Source organism: Nocardioides terrigena (assembly GCF_003047265.1).
Lineage (GTDB): Bacteria > Actinomycetota > Actinomycetes > Propionibacteriales > Nocardioidaceae > Nocardioides > Nocardioides terrigena.
Genome location: NZ_PZYY01000002.1, coordinates 23,176 through 41,927, shown reverse-complemented (window position 1 = coordinate 41,927; position 18,752 = coordinate 23,176). Strand labels below are relative to the sequence as shown.

The following is an 18,752-nucleotide window of genomic DNA, read 5'->3' as shown; positions in this document are numbered from 1 at the left end:
ACCCGTGAGTAACCTGCCGCACATGGCAGCCGCTCGCGCTCTCGGCGCTCTCGTCGCAACCCTGTCCACCACGCTCCTGGCCACGACGCTCGCCGCGGCCCCGGCCGTGTCGGCCGTCGACGAGCCACCCCGCCCGGCCTTCTACGAGGCTCCGGCGACGCTGCCCTCGACCAACGGGGCGGTCATCCGCTCCGAGAAGCTCACCTTCCTGCTCGACCCCCTCGACGCGACCAGCCTGGTCCGCAACGCCACCCGCGTCCTCTACCGGACCACCGATCGCACCGGGCAGCCGATCGCGGTCAGCGGCACCGTCCTGGTGCCCAGCTCCCCGTGGATCGGCGTCGGGAGCCGGCCGGTGATCGGCTACGCCCCCGGCACCCAGGGGATGGCCGACCGCTGCGCACCGTCGCGACAGTTCTCCGAGGGGATCGAGTACGAGGGCCTGGTCATGGAGGGCCTGCTGCAGCGCGGCTACGCCATCGCGATGCCCGACTACGAGGGCCTCGGCACCGCGGGCGTGCACACCTACATGGACCGCGTATCCCAGGGCCGGGCCACCCTCGACGCGGTGCGCGCCGCGCAGCGGCTCACCGGCACCGGGCTGTCGTCCAGCAGCCCCGTCGGGCTACAGGGCTACTCGCAGGGTGGCGGCGCGGCGGCCGCGGCCGTCGAGCTCGCGGCGTCGTACGCCCCGGACCTCCGGCTCAAGGGCGCGGTCGTCGGCGCCGTGCCGGCCGAGCTCGGCGCCGTGGCGACCAACCTCGACGGCGGCCCGTTCTCGGCGTTCGCCTTCTTCGCGCTGCGCGGCCTCGCCGCGAGCTACGACATCGACCTCGCGCCGTACCTCAACGACGCGGGTCGCGCCACGATGGACGCCGTCGAGCAGGACTGCGTCTTCGACCTGCTCGACAACGCCTTCGTGCGCTCCGAGACCCTCAGCGCCGACGGCCGGCCGATGTCCGAGCTGATGACCCGTGAGCCGTTCCGCACGGTCATCGCCGACCAGCGGATCGGCACGACCAGGCCGACCGTGCCCGTCCTGGTCAGCCACTCGACCCTCGACGACACCATCCCCTACGCCGTGGGCAGGGCGATGGCGCGGGCGTGGTGCGGCAAGGGCGCCAACGTGCGCTTCTCGCCCAACGTCGCGCCCCTGCACGTCGGCGGCATCGTGCCGCACGCCGCCGAGGCGCAGGTGTTCTGGGAGGCCCGGTTCGCCGGGCTCCCCCAGGTCAGCAACTGCTGGCTGCTCTGACGTCAGGCCGTCCAGGCGACGCTCTCGATGACGTGGTCGGCCCAGGGGTTGATGCCGATGAGCTCCTCGCGCCGCGAGATCAGCTCGACGACGTCGTGGGTACGACGGTCGCGCAGCTGGCGTCGGCGCTCCAGCTCGGTGTCGTCGCGGTGTCCGTGCTCCTGCTGCTGGCTCATCGAGGCCTCCCCGGGGTCGTGCGGCGACCCGGGTCTCGGGCGCCGTACGGCCATCCTCGGCCGCGGGTGCTAACGGACGGTTGAGTGCGTGTTACGGCGGCGTTCCGATTCGGACGACTTCCGTCATCCCGCGTCACCGGCCGTTCACCGGGAGGTCGGCGGGCCCGTCGCGGCGACCGTCAGGCGGGACTGCGGCGGTGCAACGTCGCCGACACCAGCAGCACGGCCAGGCCGGCCACCGACAGCGCGACGCCGACCAGCGCGGGCGCGCGGTAGCCCGCTCCCGCGGCGATAACCAGGCCGCCGAGCCAGGCGCCGAGCGCGTTGGCGACGTTGAGCGAGGCGTGGTTCATCGCGGCACCCAGCGTCTGCGCGTCGCCGGCGACGTCCATCAGCCGCAGCTGCAGGTTGACGACGAGCACCGAGCCGAGGGCGGTGATGAGGAAGACGACCGGCAGTGCCGCCCAGCCGTAGGGCGAGAGCAGCCAGAACAGCAGCAGCGACACCGCCATGCCGACCGAGCCGATGATCAGCGAGCGGAAGATCGACCAGTCCGCCATCACCCCGGCCAGCCAGGTGCCGGCGACCATGCCGAGCCCGAAGCTGAGCAGGAAGAGCGGCACGGCAGCCTCGGACAGCCCACCCACCTCGGTGACGGTGGGAGCGATGTAGGTGTAGACGGCGAACATGCCGCCGAAGCCGATGGCGCCGGCGACCAGGGTCAGCCACACCTGCGGCAGCGCGAAGGCGCGCAGCTCCCGGCGACCGGACGCGTCCTTGTCGCCGCCGATCGAGGGGACGTAGAGCGCGACGAGCGCGAGCGTCACCACGCCCAGCGCGGTCACCGCCCAGAACGCCGAGCGCCAGCCGAGGTGCTGGCCCATCCACGTCGCGGCCGGCACGCCGACCACGTTGGCGACACTCAGGCCGAGCATCACCGACGCCACGGCGCGGCCCTTGCGGGCCGGGCTCGCGAGGCTCGCGGCCACCAGCGACGCGACCCCGAAGTAGGCCCCGTGCGGCAGCCCGGCGGCGAAGCGCGCCAGCATCAACCCGCCGTACGACGTCGCGAGCGCGCTCATCGCGTTGCCCACGGCGAAGGCGACCATCAGCCCCAGCAGCAGCCCGCGCCGGGGCAGCCGCGCGCCGAGGAAGGCGATCACGGGTGCGCCGACGACGACCCCGAGGGCGTAGGCGGAGATCACGTGCCCGCCGGTCGGGATGGAGACACCGACCCCGGCGGCGATCTGGGGCAGCAGGCCCATGGTCACGAACTCGGTGGTGCCGATCGCGAAGCCGCCGGTGGCGAGGGCCAGCACGGCGAGGGCGAAGTGCGGGGCGCGGACGGCGGGCGTGTGGTCGACGGGGGTGTCAGCAGTGGTCGTCATGGGTGGCACTCAGTCTCCAAGGGTCGGCCCGGACCGCCTATTCCACGACGGGACGGCGAGTGACGGCCCCCACAACGACAGCACGGTGCCTGCGGCCCACGGCGTGGACCACAGGCACCGCACGGTGCCGGGGCTTGCGTCAGAGCGTGCCGAGTGCCTCGTTCAGGGTCGCCGACGGACGCATGACCTTCTCGGCCTTGGCGTCGTCGGGCTCGTAGTAGCCGCCGATGTCGGCCGGCTGCCCCTGGACGGCGAGCAGCTCGCCGACGATCTTCTCCTCGTTGTCGCGCAGCGTGGTCGCGAGCGCACCGAAGGCCCCCGCGAGGTCGGTGTCGTCGGTCTGCTTGGCGAGCTCCTCGGCCCAGTAGAGGCCGAGGTAGAAGTGCGACCCGCGGTTGTCGATCGTGCCCAGCTTGCGACCCGGCGAGCGGTCCTCGTTGAGGAACGTCTCGGTGGCCCGGTCCAAGGTCTCCCCCAGGATCCTGGCCCGCGGGTTGTCGTCGTAGCCCGCGAGGTGCTCGAGGCTCGCGGCCAGCGCGAAGAACTCGCCCAGGCTGTCCCAGCGCAGGTAGTTCTCCTTGACGAGCTGCTGCACGTGCTTGGGCGCGGAGCCGCCGGCGCCGGTCTCGAAGAGGCCGCCGCCGTTCATCAGCGGGACGACCGAGAGCATCTTGGCGCTGGTGCCGAGCTCGAGGATCGGGAACAGGTCGGTGTTGTAGTCGCGCAGCACGTTGCCGGTCACCGAGATGGTGTCCTCGCCCTTGCGGATCCGCTCGAGGCTGTAGGCCGTGGCGTCGGCCGGGGTCATGATCTCGATGGTCAGGCCCTCGGTGTCGTGCTCGGGGAGGTACTCCTTGATCTTGGCGATCAGGTTGGCGTCGTGGGCACGACCCTCGTCGAGCCAGAAGATCGCCGGGACGCCGGTGGCGCGGGCCCGGGTGACGGCCAGCTTGACCCAGTCGCGGATCGGGTCGTCCTTGGTCTGGCAGGCGCGCCAGATGTCGCCCGGCTCCACGTCGTGGGAGATCAGCACGTCGCCGGCGGCGTTGCGGACCTCGACCCGGCCGGCCGCGGGGACCTCGAAGGTCTTGTCGTGGGAGCCGTACTCCTCGGCGGCCTTGGCCATCAGGCCGACGTTGGGCACCGAGCCCATGGTCGAGGGGTCGAAGGCACCGTGGGCACGGCAGTCGTCGATGACGACCTGGTAGATGGAGGCGTACGACGAGTCGGGGATCACCGCGAGGGTGTCCTGCTCGGCGCCCGCGGCGTTCCACATGTGGCCCGAGGTGCGGATCATGGCCGGCATCGAGGCGTCGACGATGACGTCGGACGGCACGTGCAGGTTGGTGATGCCCTTGTCGGAGTCGACCATCGCGAGGTCCGGGCCCTCGGCGATGCCCTGCTCGACGGCCTTCTTGATGGCCTCGCCCTCGGGGAGCTTGTCGGTGGCGGCCAGGAGGGCGCCGAGGCCGTCGTTGGGGCTGATGCCCGCCGCGGTCAGCTGCTCGCCGTACTGCTCGAAGAGCGTCGGGAAGAACGCCTGCACGACGTGGCCGAAGATGATCGGGTCGGAGACCTTCATCATCGTGGCCTTCAGGTGCACCGAGAACAGCACGTCGTCGGCCTTGGCGCGGGCGACCTGCTCGGTGAGGAAGCGGCGCAGCGCGGCGACGCGCATGACGGTGCCGTCGACGACCTCGCCGGCCAGCACCGGGATGGCCTCCTTGAGGACCGTCTCGGCGCCGTCGGTGGCGACGTGCACGACGGTGAGGGTGTCCTCGGCGTCGAGGACGACGGACTTCTCGTTGGAGCGGAAGTCGTCGGCCCCCATGGTGGCCACGTTGGTCCGGCTGTCGCTGCTCCATGCACCCATCGAGTGGGGGTGGGCCTTCGCGTAGTTCTTGACGCTCGCGGGGGCGCGGCGATCGGAGTTGCCCTCGCGCAGGACCGGGTTGACGGCCGAGCCCTTGACCTTGTCGTAGCGCGCGCGGGCGTCCTTCTCCTCGTCCGTCTGCGGGTTCTCCGGGTAGTCGGGGAGGTCGTACCCCTTGTCCTGGAGCTCCTTGACCGCGGCCTTGAGCTGCGGGATGGAGGCGGAGATGTTGGGCAGCTTGATGATGTTGGCCTCGGGCTTCGTGGCCAGCTCGCCCAGCTCGGCGAGCGCGTCGTCGAGGCGCTGCTCGTCGGTGAGGCGGTCGGGGAACTGGGCGATGATGCGTCCGGCGAGGGAGATGTCGCGCGTCTCGACCTCGACACCGGCCGTCCGCGCGTAGGCGGACACGATGGGCAGGAACGAGTACGTCGCCAGCATCGGGGCTTCGTCGGTGTGGGTGTAGATGATCTTGGCCATGGGTACGACGGCTCCTGGTGATCGACAGCGGTGATCGGTGTGATCGACGCGGTGGGTACGCCGACCGGGCAAACTAACTTGACGTCAAGATACCTGACGGGTCGGCCCGCCCAACCTTCGCACCCACCCCCCGCGGATCGCTAGAGTGCTGGTTGTTCCCACGGGGGTGGGACACCCGCACTCAGGAAGGCGCGACATGACCGAGATCGCCGAGGACACGCCCACGACCGGACAGAAGTTCTCCGCCGAGGTGCTGGGCACCTTCGTGCTGGTCTTCTTCGGCGTCGGCGCCGCCGTGATGAGCGGCGGGGACTACGTCGCCACCGGTCTCTCCTTCGGGCTCACCGTGGTGGTGATGGCCTACGCCGTCGGTCGGGTCTCCGGCGGACACTTCAACCCCGCCGTGACCGTGGGTGCCGCGCTCGGTGGTCGCCTCCCGTGGAGCGCGACCCCGATCTACATCGGCGCCCAGCTGCTCGGGGCCCTCCTCGCCGGGCTGCTCCTCTTCGGTCTGCTCCACGGCTTCCCCGGCTACACCGCCGAGGGCAACATCGGGGCCAACTCCTTCGGGGACCAGGGCAGCGGCTACGCCATGTGGGCGGCCTTCCTGCTCGAGATGCTCATGACCGCCGTCTTCATCTGGGTGATCCTCGGCGTCACCGACGCCCGCAACGAGTTCCAGGCCTTCATGGGCCCCCTCGCGATCGGCCTGGCCCTGGCGATGATCCACTTCGGGTCGATGGGCGCGACCGGCACCTCGGTCAACCCGGCCCGCTCGATCGGTGTCGGCGTCTTCGGCGGCACCGACGCCGTCCTCCAGCTCTGGCTCTTCATCCTGGCCCCGCTGATGGGCGGCGCGATCGCCGGGCTCACCTACCCGCTGATCTTCGGCCACGGCACCGAGCCGGTCCCGGGCTCGGGGCTGTCCTTCGGTGGCGGCCGCAAGCAGCAGGCGATGTACGCGCCGCCGAGCGGCTACGAGCAGCAGTGGAACCAGGGCCAGCCGCAGCAGTGGCAGCCCGGCCCCCCGGCCCAGTCGTGGGGTGCCCAGGACCCGTACGGCCCGCCCGCCCAGGACCCGTACGCCCAGCCCGCTGCCCCGCAGCAGTGGGGCCCGCCCGCCCCGGAGCAGCAGCAGCCCGGCCAGTGGGGCCAGCCGGCGCCCCAGCAGCAGCCCGGCATGCCGCCCCAGCAGGGTCAGCCGGGCCAGCCCCCGCAGGGCCAGCCGCAGCAGTGGGGGCAGCCGCTCCCCGACGACGGCGAGGACGGCCGCACCCAGGTGCGCAGGCCCGACTGATCGTCACCCGCTGGTGAAGCCCACCAGCTCCAGGTCCGAGGACGCCCCCTCTTCGAGCACCAGGCCGATCCCCCGGGCGTAGAACGCCTCGGTGGTGACGCCCGGCTCGAGCGGGGTGCCGTCCTCGACCTGCACCAGCGCCTCGAAGGCGTCGTACGGCGTCGTACGGCGCGCGTCGATCGCCAGGACGCGCGACTCGTCCTCGGCGATGCCGGGCGCGCTCTCCTGCGCGAAGCCGTCGCCCACGCGGGGCGTCGCGGGCATCGCCAGCCCGGCCTGCGCCCCAGCCTCACCGGCCGACCACACGCCCTCGTCGCCGAGGTGCCACACGTTGCCGCCGCGGTCCTGGGCGAACCACGCCGTCGACCGCTCGGCCACCCGGCCGCGCCCCGTGCGCTCGACGGTGTCCACGGCGGTGGCCTCGACCCCCGCCACCCGGGTGGTGCCGGACACCGTGACGACGACCGTGCGCCCGTCCGAGGACTCGTAGGTCCACTCGCTGCCCGGGGCGAGGGGGAACCACGGGTTGTCGACGGTGGCGACGAAGTCGGCCGGGTCCGGGCTGGGCGTGGGGATCACGAGGCCGTCCACGCCGGAGGGGGGTGCGGTCTGGGGCGCGCCGGCCCCGCAGGCCGTCAGCGCCATGGCGAGAGGCAGCGCCAGTGCGGCCGCGACACGGCGCCGGGGCGCTGGGGAGGGGCCGTCGAGCATGGCGCCAGCATGCCCGACCGCGGGTCAACCCTCTGGCCGTGGGGGGCGGCTGCGCTGCTAGCGTCGGGCGCGGTAACCCCGTCATCGCACAACTTCAGGAGTCGTCGTGAGCACCACACCTCTCAAGGTCGCCGTCACCGGCGCCGCCGGCCAGATCGGCTACAGCCTGCTCTTCCGCCTCGCTGCCGGAGCGCTGGGCGACCGCCCGGTCGAGCTGCGCCTGCTCGAGATCGAGCCCGCTCTGCCCGCCCTCGAGGGCGTCGTGATGGAGCTCGACGACTGCGCCTTCCCGCTGCTCGCGGGCGTCGAGATCGGTGCCGACCCGGCCGCCATCTTCGACGGCGTCAACGCCGCCATGCTCGTGGGCGCCATGCCCCGCAAGGAGGGGATGGACCGCGCCGACCTGCTCGCGGCCAACGGCAAGATCTTCACCGGCCAGGGCAAGGCGCTCAACGACAACGCCGCCGACGACGTCAAGATCCTCGTCACCGGCAACCCGGCCAACACCAACGCGCTCATCGCGATGAGCAACGCCCCCGACATCCCCGGCGAGCGCTTCAACGCGCTGACCCGCCTCGACCACAACCGTGCGAAGACGCAGCTGGCCAAGAAGCTCGGTGTCTCCGTGACCGAGATCCAGAACCTCGCGATCTGGGGCAACCACGACGACTCGATGTACCCCGACCTCTTCAACACGACGGTCGGTGGTCGCTCGGCCGCCGAGCAGGTCGACGAGGCCTGGATCACCGGCGAGTACATCCCGACCGTCGCCACCCGCGGTGGCGCGATCATCAAGGCCCGCGGCGCCTCCTCGGCCGCCTCGGCCGCCAACGCCACGATCGACCACATGCACGACTGGCTCAACGGCACCACCGAGTGGGTCTCGATGTCGGTCCCGTCCGACGGCTCCTACGGCGTCACCGAGGGCATCGTGTCCTCGTTCCCGTGCACCGTGAGCAACGGCGAGTGGTCGATCGTCCAGGGCATCGACCTCAACGACTTCTCCAAGGAGCGCATCGCCGCCTCGGTCGCGCGCCTCGAGAGCGAGCGCGACCAGGTCAAGGAGCTCGGGCTTATCTGATCCAGGCCGCGTCAGCGGACTGGATGATGGTGGTTGAGCGAGGCGCGTGACCGAGGAACGAGGTCACGACCGCCGTGCCGAAACCCGGCAGCCCCGACCGGCCCGGCCTAGACCCCGGGCTGGTCGGGGATCGACCCGGCCAGGAAGATCAGCGCCGCGCCGAGCCCGACGAGCATCAGGACGTCGAGCGCCTTGAAGCGTACGGCGAGCATGCCGGCGTCGCGGTTGGGCAGCAGCAGGCGCACCAGGCTGCCGAGGAGCAGCACCCCGCCGAAGACTCGGATCCCGGTGCGCCACTCCCCCGTGACCACGACGCCGACCCCGACGATGCAGGTCGCCAGCACGAGCAGGTAGAACGCACCCCCGATCGTCGAGGGGTAGCGACGCTCCTCCTCGAGGTCGAGGTCGGGGTCCGGCTGGACACCGTCGACCAGCTCCTCGGCCGACACCGGAGGCACGCTCTCGGGCGGCGCGATGTAGGGCTCGCGCTGGTCGTCGGCGGGCTCGGTCATGCCCCGACGGACCTCTCGGCCATGGTGACGATGTTGGACAGCAGCATCGCGCGGGTCATCGGACCCACGCCGCCGGGGTTGGGCGACACCCAGCCGGCGGTCTCCCACACGTCGTCGGCCACGTCGCCGGCGATCGTGCCGTCGACGCGGGAGACCCCCACGTCGAGCACCGCGGCACCGGGCTTGACCATGTCGCCCGTGATGATCCCGGGCACACCGGCCGCGGCGACGACGATGTCGGCGTTGCGCACGTGGGCGGCCAGGTCGCGGGTGCCGGTGTGGCAGAGGGTGGCGGTGGCGTTCTCGGAGCGGCGGGTGAGGAGCAGGCCGAGCGGGCGGCCGACGGTGAGCCCGCGCCCGACCACGACGACCTCGGCCCCGGCGATCTCGACACCGTGGCGACGCAGCAGCTCGAGGCAGCCGACCGGCGTGCAGGGCAGCGGCCCGTCCTCGCCCAGCACCAGCTTGCCGAGGTTGTAGGGGTGCAGGCCGTCGACGTCCTTGGCGGGGTCGACGCGCGACAGGAGGCGGAACTCGTCGAGGCCGGTGGGCTGCTGGACGATGAAGCCGGTCACGGCCTGGTCGGCGTTGAGGCCGTCGATCAGCTCCTCGACCTCCTCCTGCGTCGCGGTGGCGGGCAGGTCGTGCCGGAAGGACGCGATGCCGATCTTGGCGCAGTCCTTGTGCTTGGCGCCGACGTACCACTGGTTGCCCGGGTCGTCGCCCACCATCACGGTGGCCAGGCCGGGGGTCACGCCGCGCTCACGCAGCGCGGTCAGCCGCTCGGCCAGCTCGGCCATGATCGTGGCGAGGGTCGCCTTGCCGTCGAGGGTCTGTGCAGTCACGTCGTGGGTCCCATCAGTCGCTGGCGCGTCGTCGGTCAGTGGAAGAAGTGCCGGGTGCCGGTGAAGTACATCGTCACGCCCGCCGCGCGGGCGGCCTCCACGACCTCCTCGTCGCGCACCGACCCTCCCGGCTGGACGATGGCGCGCACGCCCGCGTCGAGGAGGACCTGCGCGCCGTCGGCGAAGGGGAAGAACGCGTCCGAGGCGGCGTACGAGCCGGCCGCGCGCTCGCCGGCCCGCTCGACGGCGAGCCGGCAGGAGTCGACGCGGTTGACCTGGCCCATGCCGACGCCCACGGAGGCACCGTCGCGGGCGAGCAGGATCGCGTTGGACTTGACCGACCGGCAGGCGCGCCAGGCGAAGGCCAGGTCGGCGAGCTCGGCGTCGGTCAGCGCCTCCCCGGCGGCGAGCGTCCACGAGGCCGGGGCGTCGCCGCCCTGGTCGAGGCGGGCGTCGATGGCGTCGGTGGCCTGGATCAGCAGGCCGCCCGAGATCGGCCGGGTCTCGACGCCACCGGTGGCGGCGGGCGCGCACACCAGGATCCGGATGTTCTTCTTCGCGGCCAGCACCTCGACCGCGCCGTCCTCGTAGCCGGGCGCCACGACGACCTCGGTGAAGACCTCGGCCACCTGCCGGGCCATCGCGACACTGACCGGCACGTTGGTGGCGATGACGCCGCCGAAGGCCGACACCGGGTCGCACTCGTGGGCCTTGCGGTGCGCGTCCGCGACGTCCGCGCCGATCGCGATGCCGCACGGGTTGGCGTGCTTGATGATCGCGACGGCCGGGTCGGCGAAGTCGTACGCCGCGCGGCGGGCCGCGTCGGCGTCGACGTAGTTGTTGTAGGACATCTCCTTGCCGTGCAGCTGCTCGGCCTGGGCCAGGCCCGGCTCGGGCACGAAGCCGCTGGCGTAGACGGCGGCGCGCTGGTGCGGGTTCTCGCCGTAGCGCAGCACGGCCTGCTTGGTCCACGTCGCGCCCATCCACGCCGGGAAGCCGGAGCCCTCGGAGGTGTCGGTGAGCACGTTGCCCATCCAGCTGGCCACGTGCACGTCGTACGTCGCGGTGTGGACGAAGGCCTCGGCGGCCAGGGCGCGGCGCTCGGCCAGCGTGAAGCCGCCGGCGGCGACGGCGCGGAGGACGTCGTCGTACCGGTCGGGCGAGGTGACGATGGCGACGCTGGGGTGGTTCTTGGCCGCGGCCCGGACCATCGACGGGCCGCCGATGTCGATCTGCTCGACGCACTCGTCGGGCGAGGCGCCCGACGCGACGGTCTGGGTGAAGGGGTAGAGGTTGGACACGACGAGGTCGAACGGCTCGACCTCGAGCTCCGCGAGCTGCCGCACGTGGGACTCGAGGCGGCGGTCGGCCAGGATGCCCGCGTGCACGCGCGGGTGCAGCGTCTTGACGCGTCCGTCGAGGCACTCCGGGAAGCCGGTGAGGTCCTCGACCCGCGTGACGGGCAGGCCGAGGCCGGCGATCAGGGCGGCCGAGCCGCCGGTGGAGACGAGCTCGACACCGGCGTCGTGCAGGCCGCGGACCAGCGCGTCGAGGCCGGTCTTGTCGTAGACCGAGACGAGCGCACGGCGGACGGGGACCTGGTCGTGGACGAGAGCGGGGTCGGACACGGGAGACTCCTGAGGTCGAGCGGTGGAGGCGAGCACCCAGGCGGTCGATGCTCTGCGCGGTTCACTCCCCGGTGGTCGCCCACCTGCGCCAGTCGTGTGGGGCCAGAGTAGTGGAACCCGGCCTCGTCAGCCGAGTCGCACCCGGCGCCCGTCGAGCTCCCAGCCGTCGCGCGCCATGATCCCGACGGTGTCCACCAGCATCGTCCGCTCGGCGACCTTGATCCGCTCGTGGAGGGTGGCGCTGGTGTCGTCGTCGAGGACCGGCACCACCGTCTGGGCGATGATCGGTCCGGTGTCGACGCCGCCGTCGACCACGAAGAGGGTCGCGCCGGTGACCTTGACTCCGTAGGCCAGCGCGTCCGCCGGCCCGGTGGTGCCCGGGAACGCGGGGCACAGCGCCGGGTGGGTGTTGACGACCCGGCCGGGGAAGCGGGTGAGGAACTCGTCACCCACGAGCTTCATGAAGCCCGCCAGCACCACGACGTCGGGCTCGAAGGCCGCCACCGTGTCTGCGAGCGCACGGTCCCAGTGGTCGCGGGAGGTGAAGTGGCCGAGCTTCTTGACGAAGGTCGGCACGCCCGCCCGGTCGGCGCGCGCGAGGCCCTCGATGTCGTCGCGGTCGGCACCCACGGCCACCACCCGCGCGCCGTACGACGGGTCGGTGCAGGCGTCGAGCAGGGCCTGGAGGTTGGTGCCGGAGCCGGAGACGAGGACGACGAGGCGAGCGGTCACCCGGCGGATTCTAGGGCGTGGCGGCGCTGCCACCACGTCATGACCAGACCGCCGACGAGACCACCGACGCCGAAGGCGGTGATGGCGTGCACGAGCACGTCCGTGACGAAGGGGCCCACGTGCTGCATGCGGCCCGGTCCCGCGACCCCGCCGGCCACCGAGGCGAGCGCGGCGAAGGCGACGCCCGCCACGATGCCGCCGCCGCACCCGCGCAACGCCCCGTGGTCCCAGCGCAGCGTCGGACGGCGTCGCTGCCACCACGCCGTGGCGAGGGCCGCGACGACGGGCGGGACTGCGACGAGGGAGGCCACCCAGCCGGCGGTGGCGCCGGCGCCGGGGAGGGCCGCGAGCAGCGGCAGCAGGGGCAGCGGTCCGAGGACGACGAGGCCCGGGGAGACCATCGTGCCGCCGCCCACCGCGAAGCCGGGGCCGAGCAGGAAGGAGCCGGAGAAGAGGACGGCGTTGGGCGCGAGGCCCACGTTGACGAGGGAGTAGACGACCGCGTCGCCGGCCGAGAGGTGCAGCTGGGACATCGTCGTGGCCGCATCGCCCGCCCCGACGAGCAGCGCGGCCACGAAGGCCAGCGCCGAGGCGGCGAGGAACCAGCCGAGCACGGACAGCGCGGCACCCACCCCGTCGCGGACGACGGCGGGGGCCAGGGCGGCCCAGATCGCGGCCCGCCCAGAGCCGATCGCGATCGCAGGGGCCGCGACCGCGAGGGTCATCAGCAGGCTCCACCAGACCACCCGGGCGGTGGAGGGCTCGGTGTCGACCGAGGCGGCGACGGAGGCGACGACGACGGCCACGACGGCGTACCCGACGAAGAAGAGGGCGACCGCCGCCGGGACGGTGAAGTCCCGCTCGCCGTCGGCGATCCGATCGGCGTCCGGGCCGTGGCCGGACACCGCGTCGCCGACACGGTGGCCGATGCGCCACATGGCCCAGGCGGACATCGCGGTCACACCGAGGGGCACGATGCCGACCTCTGCGCCCTGCACGGTCACGCCCGACCCGTGGCCCATCAGCCACGCCAGGGCGCCGATCCGCATCCCGTCGCTGGGGGTGCCGTGGGCGCCGGCGTCGGCGGTGAACCAGCCGATCACCCCGGCCGCCGCCAGCACGAGCAGCGGTGCCAGGGCGGCCGCCACGCCTCCGAGCGAGGCGACGAGGGCCAGGGGCCGCTGCCGGTCGCGGCGGCCGTCGGCCGAGGGGCGGTCGGAGGCGCGCGGTCCCGCGGCGCGGGGAGGGAGCAGGGAGGTCATGGCCCCGCCATCATCACCCGCCGTCGCACGACGTCCGCGGAGGCCACGCCGAGGGGCCGCGATGCCCCGTCCGGTGTGCTTCTCCCCCGCCCCTCACGTACCGTGGACGGGCCATGAGGAGCCCTGACGCGTTCGACGACTTCTACGCCGGCTCGCGCGACCGTCTCCTGCTGGAGACCTACGCGCTGACCGGCGACGTCCCGGCCGCGCGCGCCGCGGTGCGGGACGCGTTCGCGGTCGCCTGGCAGCACTGGCGCAAGGTCGGCCGGCTCGAGGACCGGGAGTCCTGGGTCCGCCCGCTCGCACACGGTCGCGCGCAGCGTCGGCACACCGCCCGCCCCTGGCACCGGGAGAAGGGCCTCGACGACGAGGTCAGGGCCACCCTCGAGGCGCTCTCGGGGCTGAGCAGCGTCGAGCGCAAGGCCCTCGTCCTCACCAGCCTGTCGCCCCTCCCCCTCGACGACATCGCCCAGACGATCGGGGTCCCCCGCCGCGAGGCCGAGCGTGCACTGCAGAGCGGCACGTCACAGTTCTCGATCGCGCGCGAGGTGCCCAGCACGCACGCACGCCGTCTCCTCGAGGACCTGCGCGGCCCGCTGGCGAGCGAGCGCTGGCCCCGCGCCTCCATCGTGCGGCGCCAGGGCACCGCGCGGCGTCGTACCCACACCGTGGTCGGGACCGGCGTCGCCGTCGCCGCCCTGCTGGTCTCCGGCACCGTCGTCGCCTCGGGCGGCGCCGAGCCGACCACCCTGGAGCGCGAGCCGACCACCTCGGGCGTCACCACGAGCGCCGTGGAGGAGGCCGACGAGGTCCTCGCCCTCGACGAGTCGACGCTGCTCACCGACGACCAGCTCGGGCGCTACGACCGCCGGCTCTCGTGGACCGAGCGGTCCACGAAGGCCAACCTCGGCGGTGACGGGCTCGTCGTCCCCTGCCAGCTCGAGCGCTTCGCCGACCCGGCCGGGGTCGGCGCCCTGGTGCGGGACTTCGACGGGTCCGAGCGGGTGACCCGGACGACGAGGAAGAACCGGGGCGGCAACCGCACCCAGGAGCGCCGGGTGGAGCAGGTCCGGTCGACGGTCACCGAGTTCGTCGAGCTGTCGGCCGACGAGGACCGGGCCGCGGCGGCATACACGACGGCCCTGCGCTGGTACACCGAGTGCCAGGACCCCCGCACCCAGCTGCTCGCCACGCACCGCGTCGCCCGCGTCGGCGACGACGCCGTGGTGCTCTCGCTGCGCAGCTGGGCCAAGCAGCCCGGCGGCATCAGTGTCGCCCTCGCCCGCACCGGCCAGGCCCTGGTCACCACGGTGGTCCGTTCGCAGGGCCCCGCGCCCGACGCCCGCACCGCCGCCACCGGTCTCGCCGCCTCCGTCAACGCCCTCTGCGGCAGCCCCGGCGCCGGCACGTGCGCCGGTCCCCCGCGGGCCGTCCGCGTCTCGCCCTACCCCGTCGGCCGTCCCGCCGGCATGCTGGCGGCCGTCGACCTGCCACCCGTCACCAACGCGCGCGGCCCGTGGGTCGGCACCGACCCGGAGCGGGCACGCACCAACTTCGCCTCGACCCGCTGCGACAACACGACCTTCGACGCCAAGGGCCTCAAGCACAACCTGACGCGGACCTTCCTCTTCCCGGCCAACACGCAGGTCGACACCTTCGGCCTCACCCAGACCGTCGCGACCATGCCCGAGAAGCGGGCGCGGCAGTTCGTCGAGGAGGTGCGCGACCGCATCCGCCGCTGCGGGCAGGCCAACCTCGGCACCACCGTCCAGCCGATGGTGCAGCGCTCGCGCGGGCAGCAGGAGATCACCGTCTGGGACCTGGACATCGAGATCTCCGACTCCCGCTCGGTCGAGTTCCTGATGGCGATCATGCGCGACGGCAAGGCCGTGTCCCAGCTCGGCTTCACGCCCGACCAGGGCATGACGATGACCCGGGCCGACTTCACCGCCGTCGCCGACCGCGCCCTCGACCGGCTCAGCGACCTGCCCAGCGCCCGCTGAGGCAACTTCGCGGCCCCCGCCCGCGTCTCCCCTCGACACGTCCGTCGAAGGGGGATCCATGTCCAGGAACGCTGCCGCACTGCTGCTGCTGGTGCTCGCCGCGGGAGGGTGCGGCTCGTCACCGACCGCGCCCGTCGCCGAGTCGGACGCCTCCCGTGCTCCGGCGTCGGCCCCCGCGGACCCGGCGATCGCGGTGCCCGGTGACTTCCCGCTCACCGAGGGGATGCCGCCCAACGAGTCGGGCGAGGACATCGTCGTCGCCGGCGCGCGGGGGGTGGGGATGCGGATGCTCGACTTCTGCGGCACCCGGCCGCTGCGCGGGCTGGAGGTCGCGGACCGGGCCACCGCCGCGTCCAGCGGCCCCGAGTACTCCTCCACCCGCGACCTGATGGTCTTCGCCGACCCGCAGCGCGCGTCCGCCGTGGCGGCGCAGGTGCTGGACGCCGCGCACGGGTGCCCGGTCGAGGAGTCCGGCCCGGACAGCGAGACGCTCACCGAGGTCCGGGCGTCCGACGCCGGCCCGGGCGCCGCCACGGTGGTCCACACCTACGCGACCGGCGGGCTGGTGGGCGTCGGCGCCGAGATCATCGAGGTGGTCCCCGTGGGCACCGCCCTGCTCGTCACGTCGTCGTACGCCGAGTGGAGTCCCGGGCCGGTCCTCGACGACGGCATCACCCAGGGGCGCCAGGCGCTGGCCCCGGTGCTGGAGGCGATGCGAGCCTTCGGTGGGACGGTGCCCTCGACCCCTCCCTCGACAGCCGCCTCGGCCGTCCCTGCGGACTTCCCCCTCGGTCTCGACCTCCCGGAGGACGGGGGGGACTTCGACGTCGTCCCACCCTCCCCCGAGGCCGACGGGGTCGGCGAGGTCGAGGTGTGTGGGTCGACCGTCTGGCCGGCCGGCGCGTCGGAGGCGCGGCTGGCCGTCAACGCCCACGGGCCCGAGCACGTCGACGCCCGCGACCTCGTCGTGCTGGCCGACGCCGACGTCGCCTCGACCGTGGTGCCCCAGGTCCGCGGGGTCGTCGAGGGGTGCACCGACGCCCCGGGCCACCAGGTGTGGACGCTCCACGGGGCCGACACCGGCCACGACTCGGTGACCTTCAGCCTCACCTGGGACAACGGCCTCGGGGCCTCGGTCTTCCAGCTCACCCGGGTGGGCAGCGCGCTGCTGATGACCCACGTGTACGGCGAGGGCACCCTCGACGGTGCCGACCGGACGGTGCGCGAGCGGACGGCCCTCACGAGGCGGATCGCCCCGGCGATGTGCGCCTTCACCGCCGCCGGCTGCTGAGCGGCGCTCCCCCGGACGTCGTACGGCCCGGCAGGTGTCCCTGCCGGGCCGTACGAGGATGCCGGGTGGATCAGAGGGAGTTGAGGATCTCCCGCATGAGCTCGGCGGTCTCGGACGGCGTCTTGCCGACCTTCACGCCCGCGGCCTCGAGGGCCTCCTTCTTGGCCTGCGCGGTGCCGGACGAGCCGGACACGATCGCGCCGGCGTGGCCCATCGTCTTGCCCTCGGGGGCGGTGAAGCCCGCGACGTAGCCGACGACCGGCTTGGTGACGTGGTCCTTGATGTAGGCCGCGGCCCGCTCCTCGGCGTCGCCACCGATCTCGCCGATCATCACGATCGCCTTGGTCTCCGGGTCGTTCTCGAAGGCCTCGAGGGCGTCGATGTGGGTGGTGCCCACGATCGGGTCGCCACCGATGCCGATGGCGGTCGAGAAGCCGAAGTCCTTGAGCTCGAACATCATCTGGTAGGTGAGCGTGCCCGACTTGGACACGAGGCCGACCGGGCCCTTGCCCGCGATGGTGTGCGGCGTGATGCCGGCGAGCGACTCACCGGGCGTGATGATGCCCGGGCAGTTGGGACCGATCATCCGGGTGGACTTGCCCTGCAGGTAGGACCACACCTCGGCGGTGTCCTGCACCGGCACGCCCTCGGTGATGACCACGAGCAGGCCGATGCCCGCGTCGATGGCCTCGATGCAGGCGTCCTTGGTGAACGCCGGCGGCACGAAGACCACGCTGACGTCGGCGCCGGTCTCGGCCATCGCCTCCTTGACGTTGCCGAAGACGGGCAGCTCCTGGCCGCCCAGCTCGACGGTGGTGCCGGCCTTGCGGGCGTTGACGCCACCCACGATGGTGCTGCCGGCGTCGAGCATGAGGGTGGTGTGCTTGGAGCCCATCCCACCGGTCATGCCCTGGACGATGATCTTGCTGTCCTTGTTGAGGTAGATCGACATGTTCTCTTTCTCCGTCCCTCAGGCCTGGTGGGCGAGCTCGGCGGCCTTGTCGGCCGCGCCGTCCATGGTGTCGACCTGGGTGACCAGCGGGTGGTTGAGCTCGTTGAGGATGCGGCGACCCTCCTCGACGTTGTTGCCGTCGAGTCGGACGACGAGCGGCTTGGTGGCCTCGTCGCCGAGGATCTCGAGGGCGCCCTTGATGCCGTTGGCGACCTCGTCGCACGCGGTGATGCCGCCGAAGACGTTCACGAACACGCTCTTGACCTGCGCGTCGTGGATGATCACGTCGAGGCCGTCGGCCATCACCTGGGCGTTGGCGCCGCCACCGATGTCGAGGAAGTTGGCGGGCTTGACCCCACCGTGCGCCTCGCCGGCGTAGGCGACCACGTCGAGGGTGGACATGACCAGGCCCGCGCCGTTGCCGATGATGCCGACCTCGCCGTCGAGCTTGACGTAGTTGAGGCCCTTGTCCTTGGCCTTCGCCTCGAGCGGGTCGGCCTCCTCGCGGATCTCGAAGGCCTTGTGGTCCTCGTGGCGGAACTCGGCGTTCTCGTCGAGCGAGACCTTGCCGTCGAGGGCCTCGAGCTTGTCACCGGTGAGGCGGGCGAGGGGGTTGACCTCCACGAGCGTGGCGTCCTCCTCGACGAAGACGGTCCACAGCTGCTGGATCATCGTCACGGCCTGCTCGAAGACGGGCTCGGGGAACGCCGCCTCGGTCGCGATCTCGCGCGCCTTGGCCTCGTCCACGCCGGTGCCGGCGTCGATGGCGATCTTCTTGACGGCGTCGGGGTTGGTCTTGGCGACCTCCTCGATCTCCACACCGCCCTCGACGCTCGCGATGCACAGGTAGGACCGGTTGGAGCGGTCCAGCAGGAAGGAGAAGTAGTACTCCTCCTCGATCGAGGCCCCGGGGACCACGAGCACCCGGTTGACCGGGAGCCCCTTGATCTCGAGGGCGAGGATCGCGCGGGCGGCCTCCTCGGCCTCCTCCGGCGACTTGGCGACCTTGACGCCGCCGGCCTTGCCGCGACCCCCGGCCTTGACCTGGGCCTTGACGACGACGACACCACCGATCTCCTCCGCGGCCGCGCGAGCGTCCTCGGGGGTCTCGACGGTCTTGCCGAGCGCGCCGGCCACTCCGTGCTTGGCGAAGAGCTCCTTCGCCTGGTACTCCATCAAGTCCACGACGTACCCGTTCCTTCTCGTCTGCGTATTCGTCCAGGATTTCCTCTCGGCACCCTAGACCTGTCGGGCGGGTCACATCGAGGT

At 72.5% G+C, this 18,752-nt stretch carries 16 protein-coding genes and 1 riboswitch; of the genes, 5 read left to right on the top strand and 11 right to left on the bottom strand.

What is annotated here, in order from left to right; all coding sequences use genetic code 11:
- The first annotated feature begins 22 nt into the window (after positions 1–22).
- Positions 23–1,255 (top strand): lipase family protein, encoded by a 1,233-nt coding sequence (locus tag DAE25_RS04190; protein WP_199907430.1) that lies wholly within the window; start codon positions 23–25, stop codon positions 1,253–1,255.
- 2 nt (positions 1,256–1,257) lie between these two features.
- Here DAE25_RS04190 and DAE25_RS23030 read toward each other — a convergent pair whose 3' ends face one another.
- The 3 genes from DAE25_RS23030 to DAE25_RS04180 form a co-directional block, all read right to left on the bottom strand.
- Positions 1,258–1,431, bottom strand: coding sequence for a hypothetical protein (locus DAE25_RS23030; protein ID WP_159083564.1), 174 nt, complete (start codon positions 1,429–1,431; stop codon positions 1,258–1,260).
- 179 nt (positions 1,432–1,610) lie between these two features.
- On the bottom strand, positions 1,611–2,819 hold the full coding sequence (locus DAE25_RS04185; RefSeq protein WP_107765002.1) for an MFS transporter: 1,209 nt from the start codon (positions 2,817–2,819) through the stop codon (positions 1,611–1,613).
- Positions 2,820–2,958: 139 nt separating this feature from the next.
- Positions 2,959–5,169 carry an NADP-dependent isocitrate dehydrogenase gene (locus tag DAE25_RS04180; protein ID WP_107765001.1) on the bottom strand — a complete coding sequence of 737 codons (2,211 nt, stop codon included), beginning with the start codon at positions 5,167–5,169 and terminating at the stop codon, positions 2,959–2,961.
- Positions 5,170–5,365: 196 nt separating this feature from the next.
- On the opposite strand from DAE25_RS04180, the gene DAE25_RS04175 reads away from it, so the two are divergent.
- Positions 5,366–6,466, top strand: a complete 1,101-nt coding sequence (locus tag DAE25_RS04175; protein ID WP_234410846.1) for an aquaporin — start codon at positions 5,366–5,368, stop codon at positions 6,464–6,466.
- Between the two features lie 3 nt (positions 6,467–6,469).
- Here the strand turns inward: DAE25_RS04175 and DAE25_RS04170 are convergent, their stop codons facing one another.
- The gene (locus tag DAE25_RS04170) at positions 6,470–7,177 is read right to left on the bottom strand and encodes a hypothetical protein (protein ID WP_159083563.1); all 708 of its coding nucleotides are present in this window, start codon (positions 7,175–7,177) and stop codon (positions 6,470–6,472) included.
- Positions 7,178–7,283: 106 nt separating this feature from the next.
- Between DAE25_RS04170 and DAE25_RS04165 the strand changes: the two genes are divergently transcribed.
- Positions 7,284–8,258, top strand: coding sequence for a malate dehydrogenase (locus tag DAE25_RS04165; RefSeq protein ID WP_107764999.1), 975 nt, complete (start codon positions 7,284–7,286; stop codon positions 8,256–8,258).
- Between the two features lie 107 nt (positions 8,259–8,365).
- Here the strand turns inward: DAE25_RS04165 and DAE25_RS04160 are convergent, their stop codons facing one another.
- The 5 genes from DAE25_RS04160 to DAE25_RS04140 all read right to left on the bottom strand — a co-directional run bounded on the left by DAE25_RS04160 (position 8,366) and on the right by DAE25_RS04140 (position 13,237).
- The gene (locus DAE25_RS04160; protein WP_107764998.1) at positions 8,366–8,770 is read right to left on the bottom strand and encodes a DUF3017 domain-containing protein; all 405 of its coding nucleotides are present in this window, start codon (positions 8,768–8,770) and stop codon (positions 8,366–8,368) included.
- Positions 8,767–9,615: a bifunctional methylenetetrahydrofolate dehydrogenase/methenyltetrahydrofolate cyclohydrolase gene (locus tag DAE25_RS04155; RefSeq protein ID WP_107764997.1), complete on the bottom strand. Its 849-nt coding sequence runs from the start codon at positions 9,613–9,615 to the stop codon at positions 8,767–8,769. Before DAE25_RS04155 ends, DAE25_RS04160 begins: the two co-directional genes overlap by 4 nt.
- A gap of 35 nt (positions 9,616–9,650) precedes the next feature.
- On the bottom strand, positions 9,651–11,243 hold the full coding sequence (purH, locus tag DAE25_RS04150; RefSeq protein ID WP_107764996.1) for a bifunctional phosphoribosylaminoimidazolecarboxamide formyltransferase/IMP cyclohydrolase: 1,593 nt from the start codon (positions 11,241–11,243) through the stop codon (positions 9,651–9,653).
- 27 nt (positions 11,244–11,270) lie between these two features.
- Positions 11,271–11,349: riboswitch (ZMP/ZTP riboswitch) on the bottom strand.
- A 20-nt stretch (positions 11,350–11,369) separates the two neighbouring features.
- Positions 11,370–11,975, bottom strand: coding sequence for a phosphoribosylglycinamide formyltransferase (purN, locus tag DAE25_RS04145; RefSeq protein WP_107764995.1), 606 nt, complete (start codon positions 11,973–11,975; stop codon positions 11,370–11,372).
- Positions 11,972–13,237, bottom strand: a complete 1,266-nt coding sequence (locus DAE25_RS04140; RefSeq protein ID WP_107764994.1) for a cell division protein PerM — start codon at positions 13,235–13,237, stop codon at positions 11,972–11,974. The genes purN and DAE25_RS04140 overlap by 4 nt, the downstream gene beginning before the upstream one ends.
- Positions 13,238–13,350: 113 nt before the next feature.
- On the opposite strand from DAE25_RS04140, the gene DAE25_RS04135 reads away from it, so the two are divergent.
- On the top strand, positions 13,351–15,240 hold the full coding sequence (locus DAE25_RS04135) for a SigE family RNA polymerase sigma factor (RefSeq protein WP_107764993.1): 1,890 nt from the start codon (positions 13,351–13,353) through the stop codon (positions 15,238–15,240).
- 58 nt (positions 15,241–15,298) lie between these two features.
- Complete coding sequence (locus DAE25_RS04130) at positions 15,299–16,531, top strand: hypothetical protein (protein ID WP_107764992.1); 1,233 nt, start codon at positions 15,299–15,301, stop codon at positions 16,529–16,531.
- Positions 16,532–16,601: 70 nt separating this feature from the next.
- Here DAE25_RS04130 and sucD read toward each other — a convergent pair whose 3' ends face one another.
- Both sucD and sucC read right to left on the bottom strand, forming a co-directional pair.
- Complete coding sequence (sucD, locus tag DAE25_RS04125) at positions 16,602–17,483, bottom strand: succinate--CoA ligase subunit alpha (RefSeq protein WP_107764991.1); 882 nt, start codon at positions 17,481–17,483, stop codon at positions 16,602–16,604.
- An 18-nt stretch (positions 17,484–17,501) separates the two neighbouring features.
- On the bottom strand, positions 17,502–18,668 hold the full coding sequence (gene sucC / locus DAE25_RS04120; RefSeq protein ID WP_056887258.1) for an ADP-forming succinate--CoA ligase subunit beta: 1,167 nt from the start codon (positions 18,666–18,668) through the stop codon (positions 17,502–17,504).
- Positions 18,669–18,752: the final 84 nt, after the last annotated feature.

What these genes read in the sequence shown, in the direction of transcription:
- DAE25_RS04190 (WP_199907430.1), top strand. Translation starts at nt 23, where the DNA reads ATGGCAGCCGCTCGCGCTCTCGGCGCTCTCGTCGCAACCCTGTCCACC.
- DAE25_RS23030 (WP_159083564.1), bottom strand. Translation starts at nt 1,431, where the DNA reads ATGAGCCAGCAGCAGGAGCACGGACACCGCGACGACACCGAGCTGGAG.
- DAE25_RS04185 (WP_107765002.1), bottom strand. Translation starts at nt 2,819, where the DNA reads ATGACGACCACTGCTGACACCCCCGTCGACCACACGCCCGCCGTCCGC.
- DAE25_RS04180 (WP_107765001.1), bottom strand. Translation starts at nt 5,169, where the DNA reads ATGGCCAAGATCATCTACACCCACACCGACGAAGCCCCGATGCTGGCG.
- DAE25_RS04175 (WP_234410846.1), top strand. Translation starts at nt 5,366, where the DNA reads ATGACCGAGATCGCCGAGGACACGCCCACGACCGGACAGAAGTTCTCC.
- DAE25_RS04170 (WP_159083563.1), bottom strand. Translation starts at nt 7,177, where the DNA reads ATGCTCGACGGCCCCTCCCCAGCGCCCCGGCGCCGTGTCGCGGCCGCA.
- DAE25_RS04160 (WP_107764998.1), bottom strand. Translation starts at nt 8,770, where the DNA reads ATGACCGAGCCCGCCGACGACCAGCGCGAGCCCTACATCGCGCCGCCC.
- DAE25_RS04140 (WP_107764994.1), bottom strand. Translation starts at nt 13,237, where the DNA reads ATGACCTCCCTGCTCCCTCCCCGCGCCGCGGGACCGCGCGCCTCCGAC.
- DAE25_RS04135 (WP_107764993.1), top strand. Translation starts at nt 13,351, where the DNA reads ATGAGGAGCCCTGACGCGTTCGACGACTTCTACGCCGGCTCGCGCGAC.
- DAE25_RS04130 (WP_107764992.1), top strand. Translation starts at nt 15,299, where the DNA reads ATGTCCAGGAACGCTGCCGCACTGCTGCTGCTGGTGCTCGCCGCGGGA.
- sucD (WP_107764991.1), bottom strand. Translation starts at nt 17,483, where the DNA reads ATGTCGATCTACCTCAACAAGGACAGCAAGATCATCGTCCAGGGCATG.